Genomic DNA, 15,593 nt, shown 5'->3' with positions numbered 1-15,593 from the left:
TTTTACTTTTTCGCTTACCTTTTAGAAGGCGATTTTGCACAATTTTAATGAATCATGTGACAAAAAAAGAGTTGATAACAAGCACAAATGCCGTTCATCAACTCTTTTATTCATCTTTTTGCTTAGATATCTAATAGCTCTTTTTCTTTTTCAGCAGCAATCGCATCTAATTTTTTCACAAATTCATCTGTCAACGCTTGTACATCTTTTTCGTATACTTTTAATTCGTCTTCAGAAATTTCACTTGCTTTTTCTTGTTTTTTGAAAGCATCAATGGCATCACGACGGGCACTACGAACACCGACTTTTGCATTTTCAGCAATTTTTTTCACTTCTTTAGCTAATTCTTTCCGACGTTCTTCTGTTAATTGCGGAAGCACTAAACGGATAACGGAACCATCATTTGATGGATTGATTCCTAAGTCTGACGCAAGAATTGCTTTTTCAATTTCACCTAAAATTGTTTTGTCAAATGGTGTAATCATTAACACACGCGCTTCTGGAATAGTGATAGAAGCCATTTGATTTAATGGTGTTGGTGCACCATAGTAAACAACAGAGATACGATCTAATAAACTAGCATTCGCACGACCTGCACGAATTTGACCAAGTTCGCGTTGTAAACCGTCTGCTGATTTTTGCATTTTTGCTTTTGTTTCAGTTAAAATTGCATTTGCCATGATTATTTCCCCCTTACGGTTGTTCCAATATTTTCTCCCATAATTGCTCGTTGAATGTTTCCTGGTTCGTTTAAGTTGAAGACAACTAACGGAATGTCGTTATCCATACTTAATGAACTTGCCGTTGAATCCATGACTTGTAAGCCTTTAGCAATCACATCTAAATGAGTTAACTCATCAAATTTCACTGCTTTTGCATCGAGTTTTGGATCAGCAGAGTAAACGCCATCGACATTATTTTTAGCCATTAGGATGACATCAGCATTAATTTCAGCAGCTCTTAAGGCTGCCGTTGTATCTGTTGAGAAGTACGGATTCCCTGTTCCACCTGCGAAGATAACAACGCGACCTTTTTCAAGATGGCGTTCAGCACGGCGACGAATATAAGGTTCAGCAATTTGACGCATTTCGATTGATGTTTGAACACGCGTTGGAACGCCTGCATTTTCTAAGGTATCTTGAAGTGCTAAAGCATTCATCACGGTTGCTAACATGCCCATATAATCGGCTTGTGCACGTTCCATCCCCATTTGAGCACCGATTTGTCCACGCCAAATGTTACCACCACCGACAACAATCGCCAACTCTACACCTAAATCATGAACTGCTTTTAATTCTTTGACAAATTCTTGAATGGTTGGCGGGTTGATGCCAAATCCTTCGTTTCCAGCTAAAGCTTCACCGCTTAATTTTAAAATAACGCGTTGGTATTTTGGTTTTGACATAATAATTCCTCCGTAAATTCTCTAGTCCTATTGTAGCACAATCGCCCGTAGATATCAGTTATTTTGTAAATTTCCCTAAAAAAAGGGAGCGCATAAATATGCGTTCCCAATCTATTCAAATTCAAAAACTATTTTTTGATTTGGCTCATTACTTCTTCCGCAAAGTTTTCTTCACGTTTTTCGATACCTTCGCCAACTTCAAAACGGACAAATGATTTAACCGTTGCGCCTTTAGCTGCAACATATTTTGCCACTGTTGTATCTGGATCTTTAACGAATGGTTGGTCAACTAATGAAATTTCAGCTTTAAATTTGCTTAAGCGGCCGATAACCATTTTTTCAACGATATTTGCTGGTTTGCCTTCGTTTAATGCTTGTTCTGTTAAGATATTTTTTTCGTGCTCTAATTCAGCAGCAGGAATTTGAGATTCGTCAACATAACGAGGGTTGATCGCTGCCACGTGCATTGCAACGTCTTTTGCGACTGCTTCGTCGTTTGTTCCTTCTAAAACAGCTAATACTGCAATACGTCCGCCCATATGTAAGTAGCCACCAAATGCATCTGCATCTGTTTTTTCGATTACTTCAAAGCGACGGAAGTTAATTCTTTCGCCGATAACTTGGTTTGCTTCGATTAATGTTTCAGCAACTGTTCCTTTTGATGCTGGTAAAGCCATCGCTGCATCCATATCAGCAGGTTTGTGCTCTGCCACGATTGTTGCTAATTCTTGAACTAAATCTTGGAACATTTCGTTTTTCGCAACGAAGTCTGTTTCTGAGTTTACTTCAACGATTGCTGCAGTGTTACCGTTAGTTGCCACAGCTGCTAATCCTTCAGCTGCAATACGGTCGCTCTTGCTACCAGCTTTTGCCATGCCTTTTTCACGTAAAAAGTCGATTGCTTTTTCCATGTCGCCTTCTACGGCTACTAATGCTTTTTTCGCGTCCATCATACCAACGCCTGTTTTATCACGTAATTCTTTTACTAATTTAGCTGCAATTTGAGTCATGTTCTCATTTCCTCCTGAATGGTTAGTATTATATTATTAGCGCTTGTTTAAAAAAAGCTGTTTCAAAGGTTTTTAAAGGCTGGACGCCTAGCCTCTGAAACAGCTCGCTTCGTTACGAATTACTCAGCTGAAGCGTTGTTTCCTTCAACTACATCAACAATTTCTTCAATTGAAGTTGCAGTTTCAACAGTTGCTTCAGTTGCAAAATCTTCTGCAACCACTTCGTCTTGACCTTGGTTTGCTTCGATAAATGCATCAGCCATTTTTGCAGTGATTAATTTAACTGCACGAATTGCATCGTCATTTGAAGGGATAACTACGTCGATCTCATCTGGATCACAGTTAGTATCAACCATCGCTACGATTGGGATATTAAGTTTGCGCGCTTCTTGAATTGCAATACGCTCTTTACGGGGGTCAACCACGTACATTACGTCTGGAATTCTAGGCATATCAGCGATTCCACCTAAGAATTTTTCTAAGCGGTCACGTTCTTTGTTTAAGCCAGCAACTTCTTTTTTAGGAAGTAATTCGAAAGTTCCGTCTTCTTCCATTTTGTTGATTGATTTTAAGCGTGAAATACGTTTTTGGATTGTTTCCCAGTTAGTCAACGTTCCGCCTAACCAACGGTGGTTAACGAAGTATTGACCTGAACGGATTGCTTCTTCTTTGATTGCTTCTTGAGCTTGTTTTTTAGTACCTACGAAAAGCGCGATTCCGCCTTCGTCTGCAACGTTTTTCATGTATTCGTAAGCTGCATCAACTAATTTAACTGTTTTTTGTAAATCGATGATGTAGATTCCGTTTCTTTCTGTGAAGATATATTTCTTCATTTTTGGGTTCCAGCGACGAGTTTGGTGACCAAAGTGTACACCAGCTTCTAGTAACTGTTTCATTGAGATTACTGCCATTGTTTGTTGCCTCCATTTGGTTTTTGTATTTCCTCTTAGCTGTTTCAACTCTCAATAGAACTGAAAAATTCAGCACCACTATTGAAATCACAGATAATGTGGATTCAGTCAAGGCTCTTGATGAGCACTCAACCTTTAATAGTATAACTACTTTCATTGAAAATTACAAGTGATTTACTTATTTTTTTAATGCGTATTCCATTTTCGGGATTTTTCAGCTGTCGTTTCCCTTGATGTTCGTTAATAAATCACTTGTAGTAACACCAAAATCACAAAAAGATAGCCCACGATCGAATAAACTAAACTACTTGTCACAAATGTTTCATCTGCCCCATAACCTTTTGCCAAAATCGGCATCGAGTTTTGTACAGGCATCGCGGATTGTAAAATAAAGACGTTGAGCATAAGTGTTGGCACGGGGATTACTTTGGATAATAAAATAATCACGAGTGGACTAACGAGGTAACGACCAACCAGAACGCCTATCGTATCTTTGTCTAACGTTAAATTTTTAAGGCCGGTTTGATAAATAATAATGCCGATCACAAATAACGATAAGGGCGTTGTGAGCTGACTTAGATAATGCGCAAAGTCGCGCAGTGGCGCCGCTAAAGGGATTTCTAACAACATCCAACATAAGCCAATAAAAAAACCAAGTAACGCCGGAGAGAGTAACTTTCGAACGATAAAACGAAACGAAAATGACGGGGGCGTGTGATGTGCAGTTAAATTATCGCGCTGAATCAAGTAGATTCCGATTGTAAAAAAGAACGTCGTATTACAAATATAATAAAGGAGTGCATAGGGAATCGCTTTTTCCCCAAAGACGGCAATATTCACGGGCAATCCCATAAAAATCGTATTGGAAGCTGTAAACATCACCTTAAAAGCCCCTTGTCGCCCGATTGGGACTCTGATGAGTTTCGCATAACCAATACTGATCAAATAGGTAATCACAATTGATAATGCCGGTAATAAAATCCCGCGAAATAATTCTAAAAATTCGGCTTTCGTAAACCGTTCTGTCATATTCAAAAACATGTTCAATGGTAAGGCAATATTCAAAACCAATTTGGAAAAAACGTCGGCAATATGGTTGTCAAACCATTTTCGCCACGTGAGCACATAACCCACGAGCATCACCGCAAAAATCACTAAAATATTTAAGTATGCTTCTAACAAACCCTGCCTCCTCTTCCTTTTTGTTCTATTCTATCATGCTTTTACGGGTGTTACCACGACTTGGGTCATCAAAAATACGCCTTTATTCCTTCAACGAATTATTTCTAGGAATTATGAATCATTTTTGATATGATAGAGGCGAATCTAACCGAAGGAGGAACCCACTTGAAAAAAAGTGAACGCCACGCCATTATTGAACATTTAATTCGTACCCATGTGATTCATACGCAAGAAGAGTTACTCGCACTTTTAAAAGAAAATGGCGTAACTGCGACCCAAGCCACGATTTCGCGCGATATTCGTGATCTTAAAATCGTCAAATCCATTGACGCGTCAGGTCGAGCTTCTTTTCAACAACTTCAATCAGAATCACCTGACGTCCAATCCGAAACGCAACATCTCAGTCAATTAACCCAAGATGTGGTGACTAAGATCGACCGGGTACAATTCATGACCATTTTACATACGATTCCCAATAACGCGCCGATCTTAGCTGCGGCCATCGACGAAGTGACGATGAAAGAAAAAGTCTGTACCTTAGCAGGATTTGATACTGTCGCTGTTATCTCGCCGGATGAAGCATCCGCAATTATTCTCGAAACATTTTTTAAACAGAATCTTAACTAAAAATGCGCCACCACAAAGACCGCTCAAAGATTCTTGACATACTAAAACAGCTCGTCTCTTTCAATTTGATCGAGGCGAGCTGTTTTGGTGATTAGTAAGAGAAGTCCGCTAGTACATTTTGATGTTTGAGTATGCGACTACTACGTATATGTCGATAATCGGTGGCATAACACAACGCCTCACGATACGTCCGAAACTGTTTTTGTTTCGTCCCATCTGCAATTGTCATCGCAATCACTAAATAAATCATCCGCTCCCCACATTCCCTTCTGACAACCTTACGTTTAACATCGATTCATAGGCTGTTACTCTCCTTATCGTCCGAATGCAGTCGGATTCAAGAGACGAAGCAAAAAAAACGCCCCACTTCTTGCATCTTGTGCAAGAAATGGAACGAATGCGAATTACTTGGGTGCTTACATTTTTTCTGGTGCGTGTAAACCAAGAAGACGTAAATCTTCTTTTAATAAGACCGTCACCGCATAAACTAACGCTAGACGTGCTTCTTTTTCTTGGTCATCGACTAAGATTTTGGTATTTGCATAGTATTTATTAAAGACTTGTGCCAATTTAATCGCATGTTTGGCAATGACAGAGGGTTCGTATTTTTCAGCCGCTTGTAAAATAACTTCTGGATAACGTTGAATGTGTTTCAAGACTTCCCAGCTACCTTCATCGTTTAAGCGATAGTCTTTCGCTTCATCCAATTGGAAGTCCGCTTTCGTTAAAATACTCATCGCCCGTGCATGTGCGTATTGAACGTATGGTCCGGTTTCGCCTTCAAAACGAACGACTTCTTCTAAGGTAAAGTCAAAGCTATTCAAACGATCATTTTTCAAGTCGTGGAAAATAACGGCACCAACACCAACTTGTCTTGCGACTTCTTCTTTGTTTTCTAAATCAGGATTTTTTTCACTGATTTGTTTATTCGCTAACGCAATCGCTTCATTCAAGACTTCTTCTAATAAGACAATTTTTCCTTGACGCGTAGACAATTTCTTGCCGTCTTTTGTGATTAAGCCAAATGGGATGTGGTGCATGTCGTTTGACCAGTCAAAGCCCATCTCAAGTAAAACGGCTTTTAGTTGTTTAAAGTGATAGCTTTGCTCATTTCCTACTACATAAAGTGATTTGGCAAATTGATACGTGCGCTTACGGTATAACGCCGCTGCCATATCACGCGTAATGTATAACGTTGCCCCATCGGATTTACGGATTAATGCTGGATTTAAATCATAACTTGTTAAATCAACAATTTCCGCTCCTTGACTCATCGATAATAAGTGTTTTTCTTCTAATAGTTCCACCACTTCATCCATTTTGTCGTTATAAAAAGCTTCGCCATTCAATGAATCAAACGAGACTTCTAACATATCGTAGATTTTATTAAACTCTTTCATAGACTCGTCACGGAACCATTTCCATAAACGCATCGCTTCGGCTTCGCCTTCTTCAAGTTGTTTGAACCAAGCACGTGCTTCGTCATTTAACGCGTCATTTTCTTCCGCTTCTTCATGGAAACGCACGTATAATTTCAATAATTCGGCAATCGGTTCTTGTTGGAGCGCTTCTTCACTACCCCATTTTTTGTACGCCACAATCAGTTTTCCAAATTGGGTACCCCAGTCGCCTAAGTGGTTGATGCGAATCGGTTGGTAGCCAATTTTTTCTAAAATAAAACCAATCGAGTTCCCAATCACAGTCGAACGTAAATGCCCCATTGAAATCGGTTTGGCAATGTTGGGTGAAGACATATCAATTGGTACAGCGCCTTGATTGCCAATTGAAGCATCGCCATAATGATTTTTTTCTTTAATCACTTGTCCTAAAACGGCTTGTGTCACGGCGCCTTTATCCATAAAGAAGTTTAAGTACGGACCGACCACTTCAATTTTCTCAAAATTCGCACCGTCGATTTTTTCCGCTAAGTCTTGGGCAATTTGTTGTGGTGCTTTGCGATACGCTTTTGCTAAACCAAATGCCGGAAAAGCGACGTCCCCATGGTCAACTGATTTTGGTGTTTCTAAAAATCGTAAAATTTGTTCAAGTGTTAGATCCTCTTTTACAACGTCATAGATTGCTTTTGCAACAATGTTTTGATTATTCATTTATCTTCCTCCTATAAAATAATAATAAAAAAATCCCTAGTGTTAAAAAACACTAGAGACGAGATTTCCCGCGGTACCACTCTGTTTGTTCGACAATCGAACCGACTTTATCTGATAACGGTAGATACCGTTTGCTAAGCAAATATTCTCAAGTGCGCTTCGCTTTTTCTTCTTTATTCGGCTTCCACCTTCCCGAACTCGCTTGAAAATCGTAAAAAGTTACTCTTCTTGATTAGACAATCATTCATTTAATTTTTTAATCAGATGAATTATAACAAATTTCTCCTGATTTAGCTAGTGAATATCCACTAAGCCTGTACTTTATTTGGAAAGACTAAACTCGGATTGGCATTTAAATCCATTTGAGCGAAGTGTTTTTTCCTTAATTCCACGTGAGCTGCCGCACCAATCATCGCGGCATTGTCTCCACATAACGCAAATGGCGGAAAAATTAATTGAACGTCGGGCAAAGATTTTGCCACCGCTTCGTGTAATCCACTGCGCAGTCCTTGATTAGCTGCGACGCCTCCTGCCACAATCAATTGTTTCACCGGATAATTTTTGCACGCGCGAATGGTTTTAGCGACTAATACATCCACCACACTCGCTTGAAAACTCGCGGCTAAATTTTCTAACACGAGTTCTTCCTCTCGTTGTTGCGCGTTATGCACTAAATTAATGAACGAACTCTTCAAACCACTAAAACTAAAATCGAAATTGTCTTCATGGATCATCGCACGAGGAAACGCATACGTGTCTTCTCCTTGATGCGCCAATTGGTCGATTTCTTTCCCACTTGGATAACGCAACCCGAGCACACGTCCGACTTTATCGTACGCTTCACCCGCCGCATCATCACGTGTTTCACCGATAATTTCAAAAGAGCCGTCTTCTGCCATGTAGACAAGTTCCGTGTGACCGCCACTGACTAACAGTGCCATTAACGGGAAGGTCAACGGTTCGACAAAACGCGCGGCATAAATATGACCCGCCATATGATTCACAGGAATTAACGGCAATTGGTGCGCCCAAGCAAAGGCTTTAGCCGCGGCCACGCCAATGAGTAACGCCCCCACGAGTCCTGGTCCTTGTGTCACCGCAACAGCTGTTAATTCAGCGGGCACAACTTGAGCTGTTTTCAACGCTTCTTCAATACATAACGTCATTTCTTCCACGTGATGACGACTCGCCACTTCCGGTACTACACCGCCAAAACGCTGGTGACTCTTAATTTGCGAGGCTACAATGTTACTTAAAATAATCGATCCTTCTTCAATGACCGCCACACTTGTTTCGTCACAACTACTTTCAATTGCTAAAATTAATTCTCTCATTTAGTTTTTATTTCCCTCAATTCTTTCCGCATGATTAGCGCATCTTCAACCGGATGATGATAGTAGTCTTTCCGGCGATGAATCGTTACAAATCCATTTTTTTCATATAATCGCTTGGCTGCTTGATTCGACTGGCGCACTTCTAAAAAAACCGCTTCAACTTCTGTGCGTTGTCCTTCTTCAAGTAGCCCTATCAGTAACTGCTGGCCGATTCCTTGCCCTTTTCTATCAGGTGCGACAACGATGTGCATGATCTCGATTTCATCAAAGAGTTGATGAAATCCCACAAAACCAGCTAGGCGATCGTCCTCTAATGTGAAAATCAAATACTGACTCCATTCATTTTGCAAATCGGCTAAAAATTGCCCGACCTGCCAAGGTGAACCATTGGGGTAACTTTGCTCGGCAAGCTCATACAACGCTTGGGCCAATTCTTCCAAACGATAATCTGTTTTTCTTTTTAACATAAATATTTCACCATATCAATCGCATCTTCATTGTTTTCATTATAATAATTTGGCAAGACCCGGCGCGAAACATAGCCTAAACGCCGATACAACCGTTGCGCATCGCTATTACTTTTACGCACTTCTAGCGACATTGTTTGACAGCGATGGCTTTTTGCGAATATTTCCGCCTCTTGTAATAAAAAGGCGCCAAGTCCCCAACCTTGAAATTTCGGGATAATGGCAATATTCGTAATGTGTCCATCTTCTAAAAAAAGTCGAACTCCCATAAAGCCAATCACTTTTTCCTCGTGAACGACTCCTAAATACAGGTGCGTATAACGCGAATAAAGTTCGGATAAGAACCCACTACGCGTCCATGGCGTTTGACCATCATACGTCAAACGTTGCACTGCTAGTAACTCTTTAATATCCCCTAATTCAAGTTCGCGAATCAAGAACCGTTCTTGCTTAATTTCCAGCCATTGCGGGGTATATTGTAAAGGGGCGTTTGGTAAAAAGAGTGAGCGAAACCAATTACATTTTTTCCACATACCTTTCGTCTCCTACTTCGTTGGTTTCCAACCACTTCTCCTCTGCTTCCACGAGTTTCAAATAAGCAGGTGAAAAACCATGACTATTTTCGACTTTCTTTTCGGTGGCACCTAATAAAGCTAAGACAATCCCATTTGGATAATTCCATTCAACAACCGAGTTAATCGCTGTTTCGCCAAAGGCATTGGCAATTTCGGTTTGAAAAACTTTGGTATCTTCTCCGACAAAATAGACAGCTTGACCGTTTAATTTTTCGAATAAGTCGACTAGCGAGAGATGTTGATCTGGTAACACGTTGATTAACTCTCCAGCTTGCCACTGATACGCTCCAGCATAAACGTTTTGGCGACGCGCATTAAAGATTGGGACAATCCACTCTTTGCGTCCGCGGCAATTCGCTGCGAGCACTTTTAAACTCGAGACGCCGACAAGCTCGCATGCTAAAGTGGCGGCTAACGTTTTGGCAGTCGTCACGCCAATGCGCAATCCGGTATAAGATCCTGGACCTTGCGCGACCACAATCCGGTCAAAATCACTTGGTTGCAGTCCGACTTGTTCGACGAGCGAGACGACTGCAGGCATCAAGGTGACGCTATGATTTTTATTAATCGTGGTTTGTAGTTGTCCGAGTACTTGTTGGTCTTCTGTCACTCCAATAGCTAATGTTTGATTGGAGGTGTCCATTGCTAATATTTTCATGTATTTATTCCCTACCTTCACAGATTCCAATCTATTTTACCACAAAACAAAAAAGAGCAACAGTTTGGATGTATTGGCTTTTTTGAATCAATTCAAACCTACCTGAGCATTTCCCTGAATCAGACGACTATCAAGCATCCATCCTTGAAATAGTCCAACCAAAAAATAGGTTGCATCACTTTTATTCGGATAGATTATTGTTTGTGATGATAGGCTCATCGCTGAACTATTTCCTTTTATCATTTCTTTTATTTTTTGATAAAATAAACTTCAAAAAGAGAATCGAAACTAGCGGACCGGAGAAAAATGCCTTGTGTCAGCTGCGTCAAAAGACGAAATGTGAATGACTCTAGGTTTGTGCTTTAGCACTTACCTAGAGTTTGAAGCTTTCGAGCTGAGAGATTTTAGCTCGAAGCGGTCTCGTAGCTCTCACACAAGGCGATTTTTCGTAGGGTAGTGCGATATTCCCTCAACACTATTTGCCAAAGAGCAAAAAAACAGGAGCTACCACTTCGCAACACCCAACTTTGCGTGGGCATCGCCAAATAGAAGACTCCTCAATTATTTTATGAATCACGGGTCGATTCACGTAGGATTAATTCTGTTCCGACGGTAATTTTGCGAGGAACAGGGGCTTTTTCTTGAATCAACTCTAAAATCGTTGACACCGCCAGTTCACCCATCCATTCAGTATAGACTTTCACCGTCGTGAGCGCAGGTGTGACATATTTGGCCACACTGACATCATTAAAGCCAATCACGGAAATATCTTCCGGAATCCGTAAGCCGTGACCTTGAATCGCACGCATCGCCCCGATTGCCAAGGCATCACTTGAAGCAAAGAACGCAGTCGGATAATCCGTATGGCTTTCCAAATACGTCTTCATCGCGGTATAACCACCCTCAATCGTAAAAGCGCCTTGCAGATGATCTGCTTCGTTGTATAACTTCAAGCGCGTCAGGTATTCCCGAAAAACTAAAAAGCGTGGATCATCAATTTCATGGCGACTCCCCTTCGTGTACTCCATCCCCGAAAGAATCCCAATCCGTTCGTGCTTTTCCTTAATGAACTGATCGATAATCAATTGAACCCCTTGCGAAAAATCAACGACTAAGGAATTAATCCCAAGTGCTAAGCCGTCAAAGTCGACAAAAAGCAATTCTTCATTTAACTTTTTAAGCTGTTTCATTTGTGCTTGATCGAATTTCCCAACGGCAATCGTCCCTTGGGTTTCCGTATCAGAGAGTTCGCTCAGTTGTTCTTTGATTAAACGGATATTTAATTCTTCCGCGCGTTTTTCGATCCCCAAGCGAATCGCTAAATAATACAAATCCGCCAACTCTTCTTCACTGTCATACCACTGGACGAGTCGCAACACCGCTGACTCTCGGCGTTTATTTTTATGTTTCGTATAATTTAACGCTTCAGCAATCTCAAACACTTTTTGTTCCGTTTCTTTACTCACAGAGAGATCAGGATCATAATTTAAGACACGAGAAACGGTTGCGGGCGACACCCCCGCTTTTTGTGCAATATCTTTAATTGTTGCCATGGTCTCTCCTTTCTTTGTTTTCTATAACTGCGTCACAAATGCATTAAAGGCTGCTTGCCCTTTTTCGTCGCGTTTAAAGACACCCGCATGCTCTAAGACTTGTTTGAAAATCAAACCAACTTCTTGTTGGACAATCGCTTGGACATTTTCAGCCGTTACGTGATGCGCAGCTTTCATGTTCTCCGCCCACGGCAAGTGATAGTCAGCAATTTCGTTTGCTTCATTGATTAAATATTTTTCGACTTCAACTAATTCTTTTTCAAGTCGTGGCGGTAAAACAGCCAAGCCCATGACTTCGATTAAGCCGATGTTTTCTTTTTTAATATGTTGCACTTCTTGATGCGGATGGAAAATCCCATCTGGATGTTCTGCTGAAACATTATTGTCCCGTAACACCAAATCGATTTCAAATAACTCGCCGCGACGTCGTGCAATCGGTGTAACCGTGTGATGCGGCGTCCCGTCTGGGCTAAAAGCAACAATTTCTAGTTCTGGAACCGAGTACGTTTGCCAGCTTGCTAAAATCCGTTCAGAGGCATCGACAATCGCTTTTTTATCGGCACTTTGCAAGCGGATAACCGACATTGGCCATTTGACAATCCCGGCTGAAACTTGAGGGAAATCAGCCATGTCAAAGGTCGTTTCAATCGGTGCTTTTGCCATCGCAAATTCATACCGTCCACCTTGATAGTGATCGTGGGATAAAATCGATCCACCGACTATCGGTAAATCCGCATTTGACCCTGCAAAATAATGCGGTAAGACATCGACAATTTTAACCAAGCGTTCAAAACTGCTCCGTTCAATTTTCATTGGACGGTGTTCTTCTGATAAGAAAATACAATGCTCATTGTAATACGCATAAGGAGAATACTGGAAGCCCCATGACTCACCATCTAAATTCATGCGAATAATGCGATGATTCGTACGCGCTGGATAATTCGAACGCCCGAGGTACCCTTCATTTTCCATACATAGCATACATTTTGGATAGTCAACCGCCACGACTTGTTTTTGAGCCGCAATTTCTTTTGGATCTTTTTCGGGTTTGGACAAATTAATCGTAATGTCTAACGCGCCATACTCCGTGTCAATTGGAAAGACAATATTTTTGGCGATACCCCGTGTTTTGATGTAGTCATTGCGCTGACATAATTCAAAAAAGTAATCCGTTGCAGTCGCAGGACTCGTCTCATAGTGTTGTGCAAAAAAAGCATTCACAACTGAAGGCGGTGGCGTTAAGAAATCCATTAATTGCCCTTCTAAAATCTCGGTTTCCGCTAAAGTTTCCCCAATCACTTGATTGGCTTTTGCTTTGGCTACGAGCTGATCCATCAACGTAATCGGTTTTTCAGTAACCGGGCGCACTTCAGTTTCCGTCAGGGCGACTTCCCCGATTAATCCTAAGATGCGATTTTGTAAATAAAGACGATCCATTTCCATCCAGCCACCAGACTGAATCGCGCAAGTGGTAAAATCAACAATCATTTGACTGACATTCATTGCATACTCTCCTAGTCTTGATAACCATTTGGATGGCTCACATGCCAATTCCACGCAGTTTCAATAATTTTTTTGACGTCTGTATATTCTGGTTCCCAACCTAAGACTGTCTTCGCTTTTTCACTTGAGGCAACTAAAGAAGCCGGATCTCCCGCACGTCTTGGTGCTACTTTTGCCGCGATTTCTTTGCCAGTCACTTCACGGGCAGCATCTAACATTTCTTTCACCGAATAGCCATTGTTACTTCCAAGGTTAAAGACATTACTGTCATTCCCCGCTTTTAAGTATTCCAATGCTAGAATATGCGCTGCAATTAAATCTTCGACATGGACATAATCACGAATACACGTCCCATCTGGCGTCGCGTAGTCGTCACCAAAAATCGCTAACGATTCTCGTTGCCCTAATGCAACTTGTAAAATAATCGGCACTAAATGACTTTCTGGCGTATGATCTTCACCGATTGAAGCATCGCGTTTTGCTCCTGCAACGTTAAAGTAACGCAGAGCCACATACTTCATTCCGTACGCGCCATCACACCACTTCATCATTTTTTCCATTGCTAACTTGCTCTCGCCATACGGATTTTTAGGATTCGTTGGCGTTTGTTCCGTAATCGGACTTTCTTTTGGCTCGCCGTATGTGGCAGCTGTAGAAGAAAAGACGATATGTTTCACGTCATGTTCTTGCATCACTTCTAGTAAAATTTGCATACCATACACATTATTATTAAAGTACATTAACGGTTTTTCAACGGATTCTCCCACTAAAGAACTCGCCGCAAAATGCATCACACCGTCAATGTCCTCTTTATCAAAAACCGTTGTTAAAAATTCTTTATCCCGCACATCACCTTTATAAAAAACAGCTTTCGGATGAATCGCTTGCTCATGACCGGTTAATAAATTATCAACCACGACCACCTCGTACCCTTTATTCACTAATTGATCGACTGCATGAGAACCGATATAACCGGCTCCTCCTAAGACTAAAATTGACATCTTATTCATCCTTCCTATCTCTTATAATTTTTTTGCGCCATCGCCAATACTTGCTTGATAGATTGCCGTTTCGTAACCAATTTTTTCAACATACTCTTTTGAAACAGTTGCGACGAAATCATCCCAAGCACTCGCTTTTACGAGCGCAATCGCACAGCCACCAAAACCAGCACCTGTCATGCGCGCACCTAAAACACTCGGATGTGCTTGTGCCGCTGCGACTAACGTATCTAATTCAATCCCTGTTACCTCATAATCTTCTTTTAGTGACAAGTGAGACGCATTCAGTAATTGGCCAAACGCTGCTAAATCGCCCGCTTGTAACGCTTTTTTCGCTTTTAAAGTTCGTTGATTTTCTGTTACTGCATGTTTGGCACGTTTAATCAGTGTTTCATCTTCAATCAAGGCCGTATTCGCAAAGAATGTTTCTTCGTCTAGCGCACCAAGCGCATCAATCGCCAATTCACTTTGTAAACGACGTAACGCTTCTTCACACTCACTCCGACGCTCGTTATATTTCGAATCCGCTAATTCACGACGTTTATTCGTGTTCATAATCGCCACGACATATTCGCCAAACTCAGCCGGAACCACTTCATATTCTAACGTATTCGTATCTAATAATAAAGCATGGTCTTTTTTACCCATTCCAATCGCAAATTGGTCCATGATACCGGAATTCACACCAATAAACTCATTTTCCACTTGTTTGCCAATTTTCACTAGATCTAACATCTCAATCTTTAAGTCAAATAAATCTTTTAAAATGACGCCTGTTAGTAATTCGATAGAAGCAGAGGAAGAAAGACCCGCACCATTTGGAATCGTGCCGTAATACACCACTTCAAAACCTGAATCAATCACATAACCTGCTTCTTGTAAGAAATGCGTCACGCCTTTTGGATAGTTCGTCCAGTCATGTGCCTTGTCATAAGTTAAATCATCTAGCGAAAACGTGATGATTCCTTTTTCTGGGAAGTTTTCAGAGTAGAGACGAATTTCACGGTCGTCACGTTTTTTGGCTAAACCATAAGTGCCTAACGTAATACTCGCCGGGAAAACATACCCTCCATTATAGTCCGTGTGTTCCCCAATTAAATTAATCCGACCTGGCGCAAAATATTCTCCTGTTGCTGCTTCACTAAATTTTTCTTTAAAAACGGCTTGCAAATCTTTTTCCATTCCCACTACCTCTTTTCTATTTTTATTAGTAAAACTATTATAAAACATTTAGTAAATAAATTCAAATATTTTTATTT

16 protein-coding genes and 1 other annotated feature are annotated in these 15,593 nt (G+C 40.9%); of the genes, 1 reads left to right on the top strand and 15 read right to left on the bottom strand.

What is annotated here, in order from left to right:
- Positions 1 to 122: 122 nt before the first annotated feature.
- From frr to IGI68_RS09220, 5 genes are all read right to left on the bottom strand, one after another.
- Positions 123 to 680: a ribosome recycling factor gene (frr, locus tag IGI68_RS09240; RefSeq protein ID WP_071873661.1), complete on the bottom strand. Its 558-nt coding sequence runs from the start codon at positions 678 to 680 to the stop codon at positions 123 to 125.
- Positions 681 to 682: 2 nt separating this feature from the next.
- Complete coding sequence (gene pyrH, locus IGI68_RS09235; protein WP_071873660.1) at positions 683 to 1,405, bottom strand: UMP kinase; 723 nt, start codon at positions 1,403 to 1,405, stop codon at positions 683 to 685.
- A 128-nt stretch (positions 1,406 to 1,533) separates the two neighbouring features.
- Complete coding sequence (gene tsf, locus IGI68_RS09230) at positions 1,534 to 2,415, bottom strand: translation elongation factor Ts (protein WP_071873659.1); 882 nt, start codon at positions 2,413 to 2,415, stop codon at positions 1,534 to 1,536.
- Between the two features lie 119 nt (positions 2,416 to 2,534).
- Positions 2,535 to 3,326, bottom strand: coding sequence for a 30S ribosomal protein S2 (gene rpsB / locus IGI68_RS09225; protein ID WP_071873658.1), 792 nt, complete (start codon positions 3,324 to 3,326; stop codon positions 2,535 to 2,537).
- A 240-nt stretch (positions 3,327 to 3,566) separates the two neighbouring features.
- On the bottom strand, positions 3,567 to 4,508 hold the full coding sequence (locus tag IGI68_RS09220; RefSeq protein ID WP_438732384.1) for an AEC family transporter: 942 nt from the start codon (positions 4,506 to 4,508) through the stop codon (positions 3,567 to 3,569).
- Between the two features lie 165 nt (positions 4,509 to 4,673).
- Here IGI68_RS09220 and IGI68_RS09215 point away from each other — a divergent pair, with 165 nt between their 5' ends.
- Entirely contained in the window at positions 4,674 to 5,135 is a 462-nt protein-coding gene (locus IGI68_RS09215) for an arginine repressor (protein WP_071873656.1), read from the top strand.
- 91 nt (positions 5,136 to 5,226) lie between these two features.
- Here the strand turns inward: IGI68_RS09215 and IGI68_RS09210 are convergent, their stop codons facing one another.
- The 10 genes from IGI68_RS09210 to IGI68_RS09165 form a co-directional block, all read right to left on the bottom strand.
- Positions 5,227 to 5,385 carry a hypothetical protein gene (locus tag IGI68_RS09210; RefSeq protein WP_169818069.1) on the bottom strand — a complete coding sequence of 53 codons (159 nt, stop codon included), beginning with the start codon at positions 5,383 to 5,385 and terminating at the stop codon, positions 5,227 to 5,229.
- Between the two features lie 166 nt (positions 5,386 to 5,551).
- A complete protein-coding gene (argS, locus tag IGI68_RS09205) occupies positions 5,552 to 7,243 on the bottom strand; it encodes an arginine--tRNA ligase (protein WP_438732382.1) in 1,692 nt (563 codons plus the stop codon).
- A 51-nt stretch (positions 7,244 to 7,294) separates the two neighbouring features.
- Positions 7,295 to 7,487 (bottom strand) — a binding site (T-box leader).
- 64 nt (positions 7,488 to 7,551) lie between these two features.
- The gene (gene tsaD / locus IGI68_RS09200; RefSeq protein WP_071873654.1) at positions 7,552 to 8,577 is read right to left on the bottom strand and encodes a tRNA (adenosine(37)-N6)-threonylcarbamoyltransferase complex transferase subunit TsaD; all 1,026 of its coding nucleotides are present in this window, start codon (positions 8,575 to 8,577) and stop codon (positions 7,552 to 7,554) included.
- On the bottom strand, positions 8,574 to 9,044 hold the full coding sequence (gene rimI / locus IGI68_RS09195; RefSeq protein WP_438732380.1) for a ribosomal protein S18-alanine N-acetyltransferase: 471 nt from the start codon (positions 9,042 to 9,044) through the stop codon (positions 8,574 to 8,576). The genes tsaD and rimI (IGI68_RS09195) overlap by 4 nt, the downstream gene beginning before the upstream one ends.
- Positions 9,038 to 9,577 (bottom strand): ribosomal protein S18-alanine N-acetyltransferase, encoded by a 540-nt coding sequence (gene rimI / locus IGI68_RS09190; RefSeq protein ID WP_071873652.1) that lies wholly within the window; start codon positions 9,575 to 9,577, stop codon positions 9,038 to 9,040. The genes rimI (IGI68_RS09195) and rimI (IGI68_RS09190) overlap by 7 nt, the downstream gene beginning before the upstream one ends.
- The gene (gene tsaB / locus IGI68_RS09185) at positions 9,561 to 10,277 is read right to left on the bottom strand and encodes a tRNA (adenosine(37)-N6)-threonylcarbamoyltransferase complex dimerization subunit type 1 TsaB (RefSeq protein WP_273231769.1); all 717 of its coding nucleotides are present in this window, start codon (positions 10,275 to 10,277) and stop codon (positions 9,561 to 9,563) included. The genes rimI (IGI68_RS09190) and tsaB overlap by 17 nt, the downstream gene beginning before the upstream one ends.
- 566 nt (positions 10,278 to 10,843) lie before the next feature.
- A complete protein-coding gene (locus IGI68_RS09180; protein WP_438732377.1) occupies positions 10,844 to 11,830 on the bottom strand; it encodes a LacI family DNA-binding transcriptional regulator in 987 nt (328 codons plus the stop codon).
- Positions 11,831 to 11,851: 21 nt separating this feature from the next.
- On the bottom strand, positions 11,852 to 13,333 hold the full coding sequence (gene galT, locus IGI68_RS09175; RefSeq protein ID WP_373757590.1) for a UDP-glucose--hexose-1-phosphate uridylyltransferase: 1,482 nt from the start codon (positions 13,331 to 13,333) through the stop codon (positions 11,852 to 11,854).
- Positions 13,334 to 13,344: 11 nt separating this feature from the next.
- A complete protein-coding gene (galE, locus tag IGI68_RS09170; protein ID WP_071873648.1) occupies positions 13,345 to 14,334 on the bottom strand; it encodes a UDP-glucose 4-epimerase GalE in 990 nt (329 codons plus the stop codon).
- A 21-nt stretch (positions 14,335 to 14,355) separates the two neighbouring features.
- On the bottom strand, positions 14,356 to 15,516 hold the full coding sequence (locus IGI68_RS09165; protein ID WP_438732375.1) for a galactokinase: 1,161 nt from the start codon (positions 15,514 to 15,516) through the stop codon (positions 14,356 to 14,358).
- Between the last annotated feature and the right edge of the window lie 77 nt (positions 15,517 to 15,593).

The organism is Enterococcus sp. DIV1314a (assembly GCF_051713805.1).
In the GTDB taxonomy this organism is placed as follows: domain Bacteria; phylum Bacillota; class Bacilli; order Lactobacillales; family Enterococcaceae; genus Enterococcus_I; species Enterococcus_I aquimarinus.
Note: the sequence above shows the minus strand (reverse complement) of the source record. Positions and strands in the feature narration are given on the sequence as shown.

Excerpts from the sequence above, each read along its gene's own strand:
- IGI68_RS09165 (WP_438732375.1), bottom strand. The coding sequence starts at position 15,516 with ATGGAAAAAGATTTGCAAGCCGTTTTTAAAGAAAAATTTAGTGAAGCA.
- tsf (WP_071873659.1), bottom strand. The coding sequence starts at position 2,415 with ATGACTCAAATTGCAGCTAAATTAGTAAAAGAATTACGTGATAAAACA.
- galE (WP_071873648.1), bottom strand. The coding sequence starts at position 14,334 with ATGTCAATTTTAGTCTTAGGAGGAGCCGGTTATATCGGTTCTCATGCA.
- galT (WP_373757590.1), bottom strand. The coding sequence starts at position 13,333 with ATGAATGTCAGTCAAATGATTGTTGATTTTACCACTTGCGCGATTCAG.
- tsaD (WP_071873654.1), bottom strand. The coding sequence starts at position 8,577 with ATGAGAGAATTAATTTTAGCAATTGAAAGTAGTTGTGACGAAACAAGT.
- argS (WP_438732382.1), bottom strand. The coding sequence starts at position 7,243 with ATGAATAATCAAAACATTGTTGCAAAAGCAATCTATGACGTTGTAAAA.
- rimI (WP_071873652.1), bottom strand. The coding sequence starts at position 9,577 with ATGTGGAAAAAATGTAATTGGTTTCGCTCACTCTTTTTACCAAACGCC.
- IGI68_RS09210 (WP_169818069.1), bottom strand. The coding sequence starts at position 5,385 with ATGATTTATTTAGTGATTGCGATGACAATTGCAGATGGGACGAAACAA.
- tsaB (WP_273231769.1), bottom strand. The coding sequence starts at position 10,277 with ATGAAAATATTAGCAATGGACACCTCCAATCAAACATTAGCTATTGGA.
- IGI68_RS09180 (WP_438732377.1), bottom strand. The coding sequence starts at position 11,830 with ATGGCAACAATTAAAGATATTGCACAAAAAGCGGGGGTGTCGCCCGCA.
- frr (WP_071873661.1), bottom strand. The coding sequence starts at position 680 with ATGGCAAATGCAATTTTAACTGAAACAAAAGCAAAAATGCAAAAATCA.
- pyrH (WP_071873660.1), bottom strand. The coding sequence starts at position 1,405 with ATGTCAAAACCAAAATACCAACGCGTTATTTTAAAATTAAGCGGTGAA.
- rimI (WP_438732380.1), bottom strand. The coding sequence starts at position 9,044 with ATGTTAAAAAGAAAAACAGATTATCGTTTGGAAGAATTGGCCCAAGCG.
- rpsB (WP_071873658.1), bottom strand. The coding sequence starts at position 3,326 with ATGGCAGTAATCTCAATGAAACAGTTACTAGAAGCTGGTGTACACTTT.